Source organism: Psychrobacter sp. NPDC078929 (assembly GCF_050267985.1).
Lineage (GTDB): Bacteria > Pseudomonadota > Gammaproteobacteria > Pseudomonadales > Moraxellaceae > Psychrobacter.
The window spans coordinates 146,563-159,734 of the sequence record NZ_JBNNFX010000001.1 but is presented as its reverse complement, the minus strand read 5'-3'; the positions used below and the strand labels follow the sequence as shown (position 1 = coordinate 159,734).

Annotated in this window: 11 protein-coding genes and 1 other RNA gene; 8 read left to right on the top strand and 4 right to left on the bottom strand. The window is 42.4% G+C overall.

The features are described 5' to 3' along the window. Nucleotides 1-136 precede the first annotated feature (136 nt). A complete protein-coding gene (gene orn, locus ACQKCG_RS00690) occupies nucleotides 137-724 on the top strand; it encodes an oligoribonuclease (RefSeq protein ID WP_057760984.1) in 588 nt (195 codons plus the stop codon). Nucleotides 725-844: 120 nt separating this feature from the next. On the opposite strand, the gene ACQKCG_RS00685 is transcribed toward orn, so the two are convergent. Continuing rightward, nucleotides 845-1,729 (bottom strand): UDP-2,3-diacylglucosamine diphosphatase, encoded by an 885-nt coding sequence (locus ACQKCG_RS00685; protein WP_101206373.1) that lies wholly within the window; start codon nucleotides 1,727-1,729, stop codon nucleotides 845-847. 123 nt (nucleotides 1,730-1,852) lie between these two features. Further along, entirely contained in the window at nucleotides 1,853-2,368 is a 516-nt protein-coding gene (locus tag ACQKCG_RS00680; protein ID WP_057760980.1) for a peptidylprolyl isomerase, read from the bottom strand. Nucleotides 2,369-2,673: 305 nt separating this feature from the next. On the opposite strand from ACQKCG_RS00680, the gene ACQKCG_RS00675 reads away from it, so the two are divergent. From ACQKCG_RS00675 to ACQKCG_RS00660, 4 genes are all read left to right on the top strand, one after another. After that, entirely contained in the window at nucleotides 2,674-4,413 is a 1,740-nt protein-coding gene (locus tag ACQKCG_RS00675) for a glutamine--tRNA ligase/YqeY domain fusion protein (RefSeq protein WP_101206374.1), read from the top strand. 427 nt (nucleotides 4,414-4,840) lie between these two features. Beyond that, nucleotides 4,841-5,479 (top strand): peroxiredoxin, encoded by a 639-nt coding sequence (locus ACQKCG_RS00670; protein ID WP_101206375.1) that lies wholly within the window; start codon nucleotides 4,841-4,843, stop codon nucleotides 5,477-5,479. A gap of 219 nt (nucleotides 5,480-5,698) precedes the next feature. Further along, nucleotides 5,699-6,361: a glutathione S-transferase family protein gene (locus ACQKCG_RS00665; protein ID WP_101206376.1), complete on the top strand. Its 663-nt coding sequence runs from the start codon at nucleotides 5,699-5,701 to the stop codon at nucleotides 6,359-6,361. A gap of 287 nt (nucleotides 6,362-6,648) precedes the next feature. After that, nucleotides 6,649-7,599, top strand: coding sequence for an META domain-containing protein (locus tag ACQKCG_RS00660; RefSeq protein ID WP_101206377.1), 951 nt, complete (start codon nucleotides 6,649-6,651; stop codon nucleotides 7,597-7,599). Between the two features lie 162 nt (nucleotides 7,600-7,761). On the opposite strand, the gene ruvC is transcribed toward ACQKCG_RS00660, so the two are convergent. Further along, nucleotides 7,762-8,346, bottom strand: coding sequence for a crossover junction endodeoxyribonuclease RuvC (gene ruvC / locus ACQKCG_RS00655; RefSeq protein ID WP_057760973.1), 585 nt, complete (start codon nucleotides 8,344-8,346; stop codon nucleotides 7,762-7,764). A 259-nt stretch (nucleotides 8,347-8,605) separates the two neighbouring features. On the opposite strand from ruvC, the gene ACQKCG_RS00650 reads away from it, so the two are divergent. After that, nucleotides 8,606-9,238 carry an FxsA family protein gene (locus ACQKCG_RS00650; protein ID WP_057760971.1) on the top strand — a complete coding sequence of 211 codons (633 nt, stop codon included), beginning with the start codon at nucleotides 8,606-8,608 and terminating at the stop codon, nucleotides 9,236-9,238. Nucleotides 9,239-9,365: 127 nt separating this feature from the next. Here ACQKCG_RS00650 and ssrS read toward each other — a convergent pair. Continuing rightward, nucleotides 9,366-9,561, bottom strand: a non-coding RNA gene (gene ssrS / locus ACQKCG_RS00645) — 6S RNA. A 247-nt stretch (nucleotides 9,562-9,808) separates the two neighbouring features. Between ssrS and gpmI the strand changes: the two genes are divergently transcribed. Together gpmI and ACQKCG_RS00635 are read left to right on the top strand one after the other, a co-directional pair. Further along, nucleotides 9,809-11,467, top strand: coding sequence for a 2,3-bisphosphoglycerate-independent phosphoglycerate mutase (gene gpmI / locus ACQKCG_RS00640; RefSeq protein WP_101206378.1), 1,659 nt, complete (start codon nucleotides 9,809-9,811; stop codon nucleotides 11,465-11,467). 234 nt (nucleotides 11,468-11,701) lie between these two features. Continuing rightward, on the top strand, nucleotides 11,702-13,171 hold the full coding sequence (locus tag ACQKCG_RS00635) for a S41 family peptidase (RefSeq protein ID WP_101206379.1): 1,470 nt from the start codon (nucleotides 11,702-11,704) through the stop codon (nucleotides 13,169-13,171). Nucleotide 13,172: the final 1 nt, after the last annotated feature.

Genomic DNA, 13,172 nt, shown 5'->3' with positions numbered 1-13,172 from the left:
ATATTTTAGCTGCTTGCTAGATTTTTTGAATCAATCAGTGCATGACAAACCTGCCTGAATATGAGTATTCAACCGCAATACGTTTTTTAAATTATGTTTAAAACTGTCCCAAAATTTAATGACCATAGGATATTGTATGACTACCGGTGACCATCCCAATAAGATTAAAATCAAAAATCAAGGCAAAAAAGGGCTGGTGTGGATTGATTTAGAAATGACCGGACTTGATACCTTAAACGATGAGATTATCGAGATTGCTACTGTCGTTACTGACGAAGATTTGAATGTACTTGCTGAAGGGCCTGTGTTTGCTATCAAAGTATCAGATCAAGTCTTAAATAAGATGGATGACTGGAATACCAAGCAGCATGGTCAGTCAGGATTGGTCGATCGTGTACGTCGTAGTACGGTGACATTGGCAGAAGCCGAAGCGGAGACCATCAAGTTCCTAAACAAATGGGTCGATAGTGGTAAGTCGCCAATGTGTGGTAATTCTATCTGCCAAGATCGTCGATTTATGGCGCGTCAAATGCCAGAGCTTGAGCGTTTCTTCCATTATCGTAATCTTGACGTGTCATCAATTAAAGAGCTTTGTTTCCGCTGGCGTCCTGATATCTTAAAGAACTTCGAAAAAGGTGGCAGTCATTTAGCCTTAGACGATATTCGTGACTCTATCCGTGAGCTAAAGCATTACCGTCAGCATTTCTTTAAGCTAATACCTTAAATAGCTAGCAAGCGATGAGCTATTTAAAAGTGTAATGAAAGAATTGTGGTAAAAAATAAAAAGGGTCTGTTGATATTTCAACAGACCCTTTTTGTTTTTTAGATAGATTCAACGATCAAGTCAAACAAACATTGTAAACTCAAATAATCCAAACTCAGCATCATTACTGCTTAAATCATTACTACTAAAACCGTCATTTGAATGCTCGTCATCTGTAACTGCACCAATCACGGCACTGACTTTCGGCTGGCGAGTGTCTTTATCTAACAATCGCCAGTCGCCAAGCACGTAGCGCTTTTTATCATTAGTTACCTGATGAATGTCTGGACGATGAGTATGTCCGTGTAATAATGCATCGCTAGTAGTGATGGCCTGACGTACAGCTTTATCATTCACATCCATGATATGCGCAGCTTTGTTCGCATTATTCTGCTGGCTTCTTTTACGCATGTTTTCTGCGATGACTAAGCGTTTTTCTAATGACTTATTAAGCAAATACCACTGAGTTAAACGGTTGCGCATAATTTTGCGAAAGAACTGATATTTCTTATCATCAGTACATAGTGCGTCACCGTGTTCTAAGCGGTAGTTCTGCTGACCAACAGGCAAAATATATGGCTCGTTGATAAGCTCTCCACCGAACAGATTACAAAACGGCTGACCCAATAAAAAATCACGGTTACCGTGCATAACCAATATCTCACAGCCATTGATACGTAGCTGCTTGAGTTTAGCTATGAGCGGAGTTAGCCAATGTTTTTTCTGCTCATCTCCTGACTCCTTCTCTTTCGATAGGGACAGATACGTATCATCACCTAGCCACACCTCAAACCAATCACCCAATATAAAGAGGCGTTTGAGCGCTGGCAGGGCGAGACAGTCATCTAATAGCGCCAAAAAAGCCTGCACTAAGGCAGGCTCCTGAGGCGATAAATGCAAATCGCTAATCAATACTTGCCGCACTTGATGAGGGCGGGTCGTGATTAAGTGATTAAAACTTTGCATTTATCTTGGTCCTCGTGACTTATCGTATGGCGAGCATGACTTAGTAAATTCTACTAGAAAGTGCTCGCTCATTCACAGCTATCGCTAAGTAAATATTACTGACTAGCTGCTATTAAATAACTACTACTGAGTAATGATGGTTGCTGAGTTGATAACAACTGGCTCTTTTGGCACATCAGCATGCATGCCGAAACGACCAGTTGGTACGCTGCGCATTTTCTCGATAACGTCCATACCGCTTGTTACTTTACCAAATACGGTGTAACCCCAACCTTGCATGTTTTTGCCAGAGTGGTTTAGGAAGTCGTTGTCTTTTACGTTGATGAAGAACTGGCTAGTCGCTGAATGCGGATCTTGGGTACGCGCCATTGCGATAGTACCTTTGTCATTTTTTAGACCATTGTCCGCTTCGTTTTCGATAGGCGCATTGGTTGGTTTTTCATTCATCTCAGCGTCCATTCCGCCGCCTTGAATCATGAAACCATCAATGATGCGATGGAAAATTGTACCGTCATACTGACCAGATTTTACGTAGTTCAAAAAGTTTTCTACAGTTTTTGGTGCTTTTTCTTCGTTGAGTTCGATAACGATCGCACCCATATTGGTTTCTAGTTCTACTACTGGTGGCATGTCTACCATGGGATATTCCTTTTTTGTTGCAGCGCCTTAAATGACGCTGTCAAGTGGTGGTTAAAAATTAGTGATTAAAAAGTTACGGGTAGTCTAACGGCTTTTTTATCCCGTGTCATGTATCAGGCTGTTAATGCGTTTGCGAAACCTGATAGAATAACGCAACTTTACCCATTTTTGAAAAATTTTGATAATGCGGTCGCACTATCTAAGTTTTAATATTCTCGTTTTATTTTAACACTTTAGTTTAAACGTTTCGTGATGCGTGATGGCACGCACCATGAACTGACAATTTGCGTTAGGAGCAATGCCCGATGAGTGATCACTCAAGCAACAATGCACAAAAAGATGAACCAAAAAACGATTTTATTCGTAATATCATTCGTGACGATGTCAATGCGCAAAAATATCAGCAAATTGTAACGCGCTTTCCGCCTGAGCCAAATGGATACTTGCATTTAGGCCACGTAAAATCTATCTGCTTAAACTTTGGTGTGGCCAAAGAGTTCGGCGGTGTGTGCAATCTGCGTTTTGATGACACCAACCCAACTGCTGAAAAGCAAGATTACATCGACAATATTAAGAACGATGTGCAGTGGTTAGGTTTTGAGTGGCCAGGCGAGGCGCATCATGCCTCAGGTTATTTCGATCAGTTGCATGCATGGGCAATCCAGTTGATTGAGCAAGGCGACGCTTATGTTGATTTGCAAACCCCTGAACAAATCAAAGAAAACCGTGGTTCATTCAATGAAGCGGGAACGCCTTCACCATATCGTGATGCCAGTGTTGAAGAAAACCTAGCGCTTTTCAACGATATGAAAGACGGTAAATACGCTGAGGGTAAGGCTATTTTGCGCGCCAAGATTGATATGGCCAGCCCAAATATGAACCTACGTGATCCTGTCATCTATCGCGTGATGCATCAAGCGCATCATCAGACTGGTGATAAATGGTGCATCTATCCGATGTATGACTTTGCTCATCCACTCTCGGATGCGTTAGAAGGAATTACCCATTCATTATGTACGCTTGAGTTTGAAGATCACCGTCCATTCTATGATTGGGTCATCGAAAAAATCGGCTTTGACGTACCACCACATCAGTACGAGTTTAGCCGCTTAAACGTTGATCATACATTGACCAGTAAGCGTAAGCTAAAACAACTGGTAGATGAAGGTATCGTAAGCGGTTGGGACGATCCCCGTATGCCGACCGTCGCTGGTATGCGCCGCCGTGGTTATACGCCAGAGGGCTTGCGCGATTTTTGTGAGCGTGTGGGTGTGACCAAAGCGGATAGTGTGGTTGATTTCCGTTTACTAGAGTTTAGTGTTCGTCAATCGTTAGAGACAACTACTGGTCGCGGTATGGCAGTCCTAAAGCCATTGAAAGTGACGATCACTAACTTTAGCGAGGCGGTAAGCAGTTGGGAGTCACAAAAAGCCGATAGCGTTAATGCACGTTTTGACGATGCGACTCAGACGCTTTGGTTGACTCAGCCAAACCATCCTAACGTGGATATGGGTGAGCGTGAGATTCCATTTACCGAGACGCTATACATCGATCAAGGTGATTACGAGATTGAACCGCCAGCAGGCTACAAGCGTCTCTCTCCAGAAAAGCCAGAGATTCGTCTGCGTAACACCTACGTACTAGCCGTCACTGAGCATATCACTGATGAAAGTGGCAATGTCGTTGAACTAAAAGCGACGATTGACCCTGCTACTTTGGGCAATAACCCTGAAGGGCGTAAAGTCAAAGGCGTGATTCATTGGGTATCAGCCAGTCAAGGTGTGCCAGCGACGGTACGTATGTATGAGCAGCTATTCAGTGCTGAGGATCCAAGTAGCGTTGCTGATGTTTATCAAGCGCTAAACCCGAACTCGCTCACTGAGCTAAATGCAGTGGTTGAGCCATCTTTGGTCAATGCAGATGCTGGCACGCGTTTCCAGTTTGAGCGTGAAGGTTACTTCATCTCTGATAGCGAAGATCACAGCACTGATAAGCCAGTATTTAACCAAATCGTTAGCTTGCGTGATAGCTATAAGCCAGCTTAATTTATGTTGACTCAGTATATGAAAAGTATCCTTATCCAAATAGATATTTTGAAATAATACTGAACAATAGTAGTTTGCAAGTTAGCCTATTTCTAGTACGCTAGGAATGGGCTTTTTTGTGTGCAGTTATAAAGTTAAGTATGATTATGGTGCGAATTTTGCTTATGGGATGCAGGTATGGTGGTTTAATTATTTATCAAAGCTACTTGTCCATAAAATTCATTAAAAGATTTGTCCATCAGCTTAGAGGTAAATGGAATAACCGCATTACAATCCGTCACAAGACATTCATAACCAGTTTGTTACTATAAAGTCAGTTTTTACGGATGTGCTTTGCATTTTTATGGCGAGCACATCGATGATAATAATAGAGCGCGCGGCCAACGGGTCGATACAAGCGTTCATCAACATAGCTAAGGAATAAAGCATGGCACATTTACGTTTAGGCGATACCGCACCAAACTTTGACGCTGCGACCACAGAAGGCGATATTAATTTCCACGAGTGGGCAGGCGATCATTGGGTGGTTTTTTTCTCACATCCATCAGACTTTACCCCAGTATGTACCACTGAGCTTGGTCGTGCAGCAGCACTCAATGGCGAGTTTCAAAAGCGCAATGTAAAACCGATTTGTATCTCTGTCGATAGCTTAGAGGACCATAAAGCGTGGGCGAGTGATATCGGTGAGACGCAAGGGACAGAGATGAACTTTCCAATCATCGCTGATCCTAACAAAGAAGTGGCTGAATTATATGACATGATGCATCCTAATGCAGATAGCACGCATACGGTACGCAGCGTTTTTATTATTGATCCAAATAAAAAGGTGCGTCTAACGCTGACATATCCTGCTAGCTGTGGCCGTAACTTTGATGAAATTATCCGTGTAATTGACGCACTACAGTTGTCGGATGAGTATAACGTTGCAACACCTGTAGACTGGAAAGATGGTGATGACGTAATCATTCCACCAAGTGTGAAAAACGAAGATATCGCTGCAAAATATCCAAAAGGTCACAAAGAGATTAAGCCGTATCTACGTACCACACCTGCACCAAACAAATAATTAGACTGATGTATAAATGTGATTAAATAAAGCCCCATGACTCAAGGTTATGGGGCTTTATTTATTTCTACTTTATGATTAATAACACTTTGCCATGATGGCCCGATTAGGCTATAACTGTGGTATAGCGTATCAATATTTGTGCTTATCAGTACAATAACCATAATAAAGCGTATCAGCGCCAAATCGCTGTCTAATCATTCTTACAAGGAGTTTGCTATGAAAAAACTATATATTACCCGTACAGCGCCCAATCCACGTAAAGCGCTTATCCTATTGGCTTCAAAAGGTATTGATGTTGATGATATGGATGATGTCGATGTGATCGATATTGATTTTGCGGCAAATGAGCAAATGTCAGAAGCCTTTACGCAAATGAATCCGATGCAGACCGTACCTGTTTTGACCTTAGATGATGGTACTGTATTGAATGATTCGCAGGCAGTTTGTGAGTATCTAGATCGTGTTTACGGTGAGCGTTCGGTCATGGGTAATGATGTGGTACAGCGTGCCCAAGTTTGTTCTATGCGCCGTGTTGCAGAGTTTGAGGTGATGTATAACTTGATGCTCGCGTTTCAGCACAGTCATCCATCTAAAGCACAACGTGTTGAGCAAGTGCCCGAGTTCGTCGCACCATCAATTGCTCGTGCGGTCAAAGCCATGGCGTATTTTGAGACGATATTAGAAGGTCGCGAATACCTAGTAGGCGAGCAATTAAGCTTCGCGGATATCGTGCTATATCTCAGCTTAGATTTTGGTAAAGTGTTGAAAATTAATCCTAATGAACAAGGCGAAAACCTAGCCCGTTTTTATCAAAAAATGAATGAACGCTTCAGTATTAAGAATATGGCTAAAGCCAAACCTGCCAGTGTGAATGACTAAAAGGTTCTAGAAAAATAGTTTAAATCATAAAATTTATCTATTAACCCATTTGGTAAATTGATCGCTATAAAGCAAAACAGCTAACCTCAATCGTTAGCTGTTTTTTTATGGAATATAATAAAATTCAACATTTCGTTACATAGGTTAATAGTGCCAAGGTTATAGTGGTTAATCTAGCTTAGTTATATTAGTTATGTTTTTAAATTGTTCATTTAAGAGGAATAGTTTTTTTAAAATATAGATGGTACGCGAGATAAGTTGTACAAGCTTACTAAGAGGTATGTAATATGGTAGGTAGCCGAAATAAGCCAACGTTAAAATTACTGCTATTACCCAGTATGATGGCAGTTAGTCTGATGCTAAGTGCGTGTCAAAAAGACGCGGCGTCTAGCGAAAATGATACATCGCAGGGTGCTGAAGCTGGCGAGATGACAGACTCAGCCGTAAGTGAAGGTCTGGTATCTAGTATGAGCCCTACATCAGACGAATCTAAACCTGTTGAATTAACCACTCAAGACAAGCTGACGACCACCTTATCTCATCATCGCTGGACGTTAGTAAACGCAGTCGACGCCAATGAACAACCTATGGCTGAATTTGCGAATATCAACAGTCAGGTAACGCTTGCATTTAACCAGTATCAAGGGCAAGACACGCTAAGCTATAGCGTAGGCTGCAATACGATTAGTGCTGGCTATCAGCTAAAAGGGCATACCGTAACCACTGAAGAAGGTATGAGTACAAAGATGTCTTGTGGCGAGCTAGATATGGCAGAAAACACCTTGAATACGTTGATGCAGGGCAGTAATGAGTTCAAAATTGATCAAGGCGATAATCCAGTATTAACCCAGTTTACCGACGATGATGTAACTCTGGTTTGGAATGGTAGGCTTACTGCACAAGCGAAATATAACAGTAAGGGTGAAACGGTGTTTTGGGCAGTAAACTCCGAAACAGTACCTTGCGAAGCAGGTAACTCTGAGCAGTGTTTACAAGTTAAGCCTATTACTTATAATGATCAGGGCATTAAAACTCACGAAGGACAGTGGCGAGTATTCGTTGGTGAAATCGATGGCTATCAGCATGATAGCAAACACGAAGAAGTATTGCGCTTACAACGCTATCCACTACATATCGATGAATTATCAGAGATCAGTGAACCAACTAAAGATGATACTGCTGATGAAAAGTATGCTTATATATTAGATGCTGTCATTGAAAGTGCAGTTGTAGAGTAGCCTATTATAGTTTGAACATTTGAAATGTTCATAGTCATAAAAAAACACGCGTCTAATAGCGCGTGTTTTTTATGGGATGTCTACTTTGCCGTTTATCTATTTTGACGCTTTTCTGCTGCAACACCTCGCTATCTTAACGCCTCACTATTTTAACGCTGATCTTTAACGTAAGTTACCTAAATCTTCTTCGGTCAAGCGCCAACGGCCTTTCTTCTTGGAAGCGCCGCGACCACGCATGGCGCTATTCAAGATCAGTTTGTTCATTGAATGGCTTGAGTGAGCATGACAGATGGCGCAGGCAAGACCATCGGCAGCATCTTGTTGCGGCACGACTTCTAACGCTAATATCCGGCACACCATCTCCTGTACTTGCTCTTTGGCTGCCGCTCCATAGCCACAAACGGCTTGTTTGATCTGCCGAGCCGTATATTCTGACACTTCTAAATCTAGTGCAACCATCGCTGCAATCGCGGCACCTCTTGCTTGCCCAAGCTTAAGTGCAGAATCAGGGTTTTCTGCCATAAATACTTGCTCAATCGCTGTATAGATAGGCTCGTCTGCGTATTTTAAATGATGCTGTGTGATACGGGTTAGTCCATTGAAGATACGCTTGAGGCGTTCAGGCATCTCTTTGGTATCTGTACGAATCGTCCCTGCATCGATATAGGTCAGCTTGTCACCTGTCTGCTGTACTATTCCGTAACCGGTCATGCGTGACCCTGGATCAATTCCTATAATAATTGCCATAATATTCCGTCTTGCTTACCTGTCATTTTATATTCAGTCCTATAGAAATCGGATATGGAGTCAGACTCGCTTAGCCTACTGCTAGTAGCACTGACGTTTGTCTTTCTTGTAGCCAAATTATATCGTACCGACTATATGGCTTAAAAATTAGCCTTAAGTTTGATAGTATAGCAACCAATCCCCATATACATCATATGTTAGCCATTTTAATTTTCATGGCGCTCAATTTATTGGTTTTTATTTTATAGGACGACACTTTATGGGTCAGATAGTTGGTATAGCCATCGTTTGGTTTATTATCGAGATGCTACTGTGGTATTTGCTTGCTCAGTTTATGAGCGGCTGGTGGGTGTTTATGTGGTTTATTATCGCCGCAGTTATCGGTATCTCTTTGATGCGCAAAGGCATGGCTGCTCTTAATCCAATGGCACAGCAAATGAAAGCTGGTGGCATGATGAACCCTGCGATGCGTCCGCCAGAGACCACGATGATTAAGAGTATCGCGATGGCAGCTGCAGGTATTTTATTGCTTATTCCTGGGGTGCTTAGTGATTTGATGGCGCTGTTGGTAGTATTGCCACCTGTGCAAAAAAAGCTAAAAGACTTGGCCAATAATTACGTCATGAATAATCAGCAAAAAATGATGGAAATGATGGCCAAGCAGATGGGCGGTCAAATGGGTGGTGGTCAAAATCCATTTGGCGGTGCTGGTGGCATGGGTGGTCAAAACCCGTTCGGTGGCGCAGGTGGCATGAATGGTCAAAATCCATTTGGTCAACAGCAGCAAAACCCATTTGGTGATGTGTTTAAACAGCATACTACGGTTGATGGTACTGCCAAAAACATCCCTAAAGATGTCAAGAAAATTACCAAGTCTGCTAATGACGAATAACTATTTAGTTAAATCATAAGCATAAAAAAAGCCCCTCTCGTCGATGACGAAAGGGGCTTTTTAGTGGTAGTAAGCATACTATTTATAGGAAATATATTTTTATAAAGAATATACGTACAAACCGAATGAAACAACCGAAGTGCCGCTGTAAGATGGTGACCCATGAACCGTGAAGTTCAGGGCGGATGCGTCATCATCTCTGCAGGTTTCCTGATACACCGCAAGCGGTGCAGGCATACACAATGAGACAATAGGTACCACATCCTGGTAAAGCATTATCGGCTCAGGGAATAAACATCTACTAGCCAACACTTCAGAATAGTTTTATCTTAACCAATGAAAAGAGTGATTGCAAGTCTGAATTACAGATTGATACGTAGCTTGGTTGGTTGGCCGCATTTATATTGTCTTGCATAGAAAAATCATCACAAGATAACCCTATAAAATTATTCATAAACTCACGAAAAATGCTCAGTTTTTCAGCTATTTCAAGATGTGTGTTAATATAGAGGGCTTTATATTCCCTTACACAGCATTATAGGCGTTCATTCACTCGAGGAGCGGTAATATATGACCAGTACCCAACAAGCATCAGACTCTATTGATAGTAACAAAACACAGCTTAGCAATAACCAAGACGGTGCACAGAATAAAAAAATACCGCATGTCTTGATGATATTGGACGGCTTTGGTCATCGTGAAGAAGATAAAGATAACGCCATCGCTGCCGCTAATATGCCAAATTTAGACAAGATTTATCAGCAATATCCTCATGGGCTGATTTCAGCTTCAGGGGAAGATGTTGGTTTGCCAGATGGTCAGTTTGGTAATTCAGAAGTCGGTCACATGAATTTAGGGGCAGGGCGTGTTCTTTATCAGGACTCAACTCGTATCTCAAGTGAGCTTGCCAATCGTGAATTTTATAAGAACGAAGCATTGGTCAATGCGGTCAAAGCGGCCAATGAACGTGGCGGTAACGTCCATATTATGGGTTTGCTCTCTGATGGCGGCGTCCATTCACATCAAGACCATATCGAAGGTATGTGTCATTCAGCATTGGTCCATGGTGCCAAGAATGTCTTTATTCATTGTTTCTTAGATGGCCGTGATACCCCGCCTAAATCTGCTGATAAGTACATCAATCGTCTGCGCGACTATATTGATAAATTGAATGCTCATTACGAAGGTGGCCGCGTACAAATTGCGAGTATTATCGGACGCTACTATGCAATGGATCGCGACAATCGTTGGGATAGAGTGCAAAAAGCTTATGAGCTGATTACTGAAGGTAAAGCTGATCGTCTATCAACACGGGCAGATGGCGCTGTTCAAGCTGCTTATAAAGCGCGTGAGACTGATGAGTTTGTCAGTCCAACGACTGTGATTGGACGTGATGAAGTGCCATATACTGTCAATGATAACGACGCACTTATTTTTATGAATTTCCGTGCTGACCGTGCTCGTGAGCTTGCCCAAGCGTTTGTTCTGCCAGATCATGAGTTTTCTGGATTTGCGCGTCAAAAACAGCCAAAGCTGGCGGCATTTGTGATGTTAACTAAGTATTCAGATGTCCTAGCTGACAATCCAAAAACCAGCATTGCTTACTACCCAACGTCTTTGGCCAATACATTGGGAGAGTACTTGCAGGACCAAGGAAAAACTCAACTACGTATCGCTGAAACTGAAAAATATGCGCATGTGACGTTTTTCTTTAGTGGTGGCCGCGAAGAAGAATATCAGGGTGAGACCCGCATTTTAGTGCCATCTCCAGACGTTGCAACTTATGATTTACAGCCTGAGATGAGCGCGCCTGAAGTCACTGATAAATTAGTAGAAGCGATTGAGTCTGGTAAGTATGATGTATTGGTGGTCAATTATGCCAATGGTGATATGGTTGGACACACAGGTATCTTTGATGCAGCGGTAAAAGCGGTAGAGGCTTTAGATGTATGTGTTGGCCGTATCGAGTCAGCGGTGCGTGCTGCTGGTGGTGATATGCTTATCACAGCCGATCATGGTAACTGCGAGCAGATGCAAGACTATGAAAGTGGTCAAGTACATACACAGCATACGACAGAACATGTACCATTAATTTACGTAGGTGAGCAAAAGCTGCAAGTACGCCGTGGTGGTAAACTTAGTGATGTGGCGCCGACTATTTTATCATTGATGAATGTCGATGCCCCTGCTGAGATGACAGGTGAGAGCTTATTGGTTCCAGCAGTCTAGATCAGTCGAATTAAACTACAGTACTTGAATGACTGTGGTTTATACTGATTTGACAGCTGTACTAGAAGATATCGAAAAGGAAAGGATAACCTATTATCCTTTCCTTTTTTTGTGATACATTTTACTTAATTTACTTGCAATACTATGCTAGTTCGAAATATGCGTTTGGTGCTATCTTATAAGCGGCTATATAACGATAAATTCGCATTCTCTATTATTCAAATGAGTTCTTTTATGCAGCCTATTTCTTTTGCACGTTCTTTTTTATCCAAAGGGTTAAGTAAATCAGTAGGGAAGGCATCAGTCGCGTCCAAGATTTTGCAGCCTGCAATTATAATAGGTGTGCTTGGTTGTGCGATTAGCGTAAATGCACAAGCCGCAGTGGGAGCTTCTACAAATAATGATAATCCTACGAATGGTCTACAGCTCATCAGTTTGAATGCAGATGAGATAGCGGATGAAAACGACGCTGATAACTTATCTAATATTGCTGATATGTTAGATGTCGCCGATGAGCCAGATGACTCGATAGATAGTGTGCCAGACGAAAGCGCGCTAACAGATGATGCCGATGATATTGATACGGAGATTCCAGCAGAAGTTGCACAGGTATCGCTAAATGCTATCTCTCCTGAAACGCTAAAGACATTTGTGGCTGTGGTGGATTTAGTACGTCGTCAGTACGTCGATGCGGTCAATGACGAAGAGTTATTTAGCAATGCGATGAGCGGTATGCTGACCAAACTTGACAGCCATGCTGAGTTTTTAGATGCAGAAGCTTATGAGAACCTGCGTGCTTTTACTGAAGGTGACGTTGGTGATATTGGTATTAAAGTTAATTACCAGCCAGAGGCAGGTTATTGGGTCGTGACAGAGGTTATCGATGATTCACCTGCAGACAAAAAAGGCATCGCAGTTGGTGATTATTTGCATCAGGTTGATGAGTTCAAGCTAGACGAAGGGCGACAGGTCAACGACGTTGAGCAGATTTTGACGGGTATTGCTGGTACGCAGGTAGATATTATCACTTCTAAAGCTGGTCGCCGTAAGCACACAACGACGTTGCAGCGTAATAATAGTCATCCGCAGATTGTCGAGACCAAACTGGTTGATGGCATTGCCATTGTTAAATTACCGGCGTTTCAAAACAACAGCCGTGAGAAGTTGTTAGAAGGTTTAATTAACCTAAACGCTCCGATATCAGGCATTTTACTAGATATGCGTGATAATCCAGGTGGCGTACTGACATCAGCAGTGAGCGTGGCCAGTTTATTTATGGATGATACCGATGTGGTGCAGGTGCAAGCACGTCAAAATAAATCACGGGTACTATCGACCCAAGGTGATGCGATACTTAAACCTTTGCCATTAGTGGTATTGCAAAACCGCTATTCAGCATCAGCGGCAGAGGTGCTTGCCAGTAGTTTACAAGCACAAAAGCGCGCTACTATTATCGGTGAAGTTAGCTATGGTAAGGGCTCAGTACAATCGGTCATACCGTTAAACGATGAGCAAGCCGTCAAATTAACGGTGGCCAACTATATGACAGCAGCAGGCAAACAAATAGATGAGATCGGCGTAGAACCTGATGTGACTTTATCAGGCAGCGAGAACACGTGGGAGCAGCAAGCATTAGAAATAGTAAAGGCGCGCGCGCTTGATTCGGGTATTCGCTTTGTTAGAAAAAATGCTACGAAAGAATAGA

What these genes read in the sequence shown, in the direction of transcription:
- orn (WP_057760984.1), top strand. Translation starts at nt 137, where the DNA reads ATGACTACCGGTGACCATCCCAATAAGATTAAAATCAAAAATCAAGGC.
- ACQKCG_RS00685 (WP_101206373.1), bottom strand. Translation starts at nt 1,729, where the DNA reads ATGCAAAGTTTTAATCACTTAATCACGACCCGCCCTCATCAAGTGCGG.
- ACQKCG_RS00680 (WP_057760980.1), bottom strand. Translation starts at nt 2,368, where the DNA reads ATGGTAGACATGCCACCAGTAGTAGAACTAGAAACCAATATGGGTGCG.
- ACQKCG_RS00675 (WP_101206374.1), top strand. Translation starts at nt 2,674, where the DNA reads ATGAGTGATCACTCAAGCAACAATGCACAAAAAGATGAACCAAAAAAC.
- ACQKCG_RS00670 (WP_101206375.1), top strand. Translation starts at nt 4,841, where the DNA reads ATGGCACATTTACGTTTAGGCGATACCGCACCAAACTTTGACGCTGCG.
- ACQKCG_RS00665 (WP_101206376.1), top strand. Translation starts at nt 5,699, where the DNA reads ATGAAAAAACTATATATTACCCGTACAGCGCCCAATCCACGTAAAGCG.
- ACQKCG_RS00660 (WP_101206377.1), top strand. Translation starts at nt 6,649, where the DNA reads ATGGTAGGTAGCCGAAATAAGCCAACGTTAAAATTACTGCTATTACCC.
- ruvC (WP_057760973.1), bottom strand. Translation starts at nt 8,346, where the DNA reads ATGGCAATTATTATAGGAATTGATCCAGGGTCACGCATGACCGGTTAC.
- ACQKCG_RS00650 (WP_057760971.1), top strand. Translation starts at nt 8,606, where the DNA reads ATGGGTCAGATAGTTGGTATAGCCATCGTTTGGTTTATTATCGAGATG.
- gpmI (WP_101206378.1), top strand. Translation starts at nt 9,809, where the DNA reads ATGACCAGTACCCAACAAGCATCAGACTCTATTGATAGTAACAAAACA.
- ACQKCG_RS00635 (WP_101206379.1), top strand. Translation starts at nt 11,702, where the DNA reads ATGCAGCCTATTTCTTTTGCACGTTCTTTTTTATCCAAAGGGTTAAGT.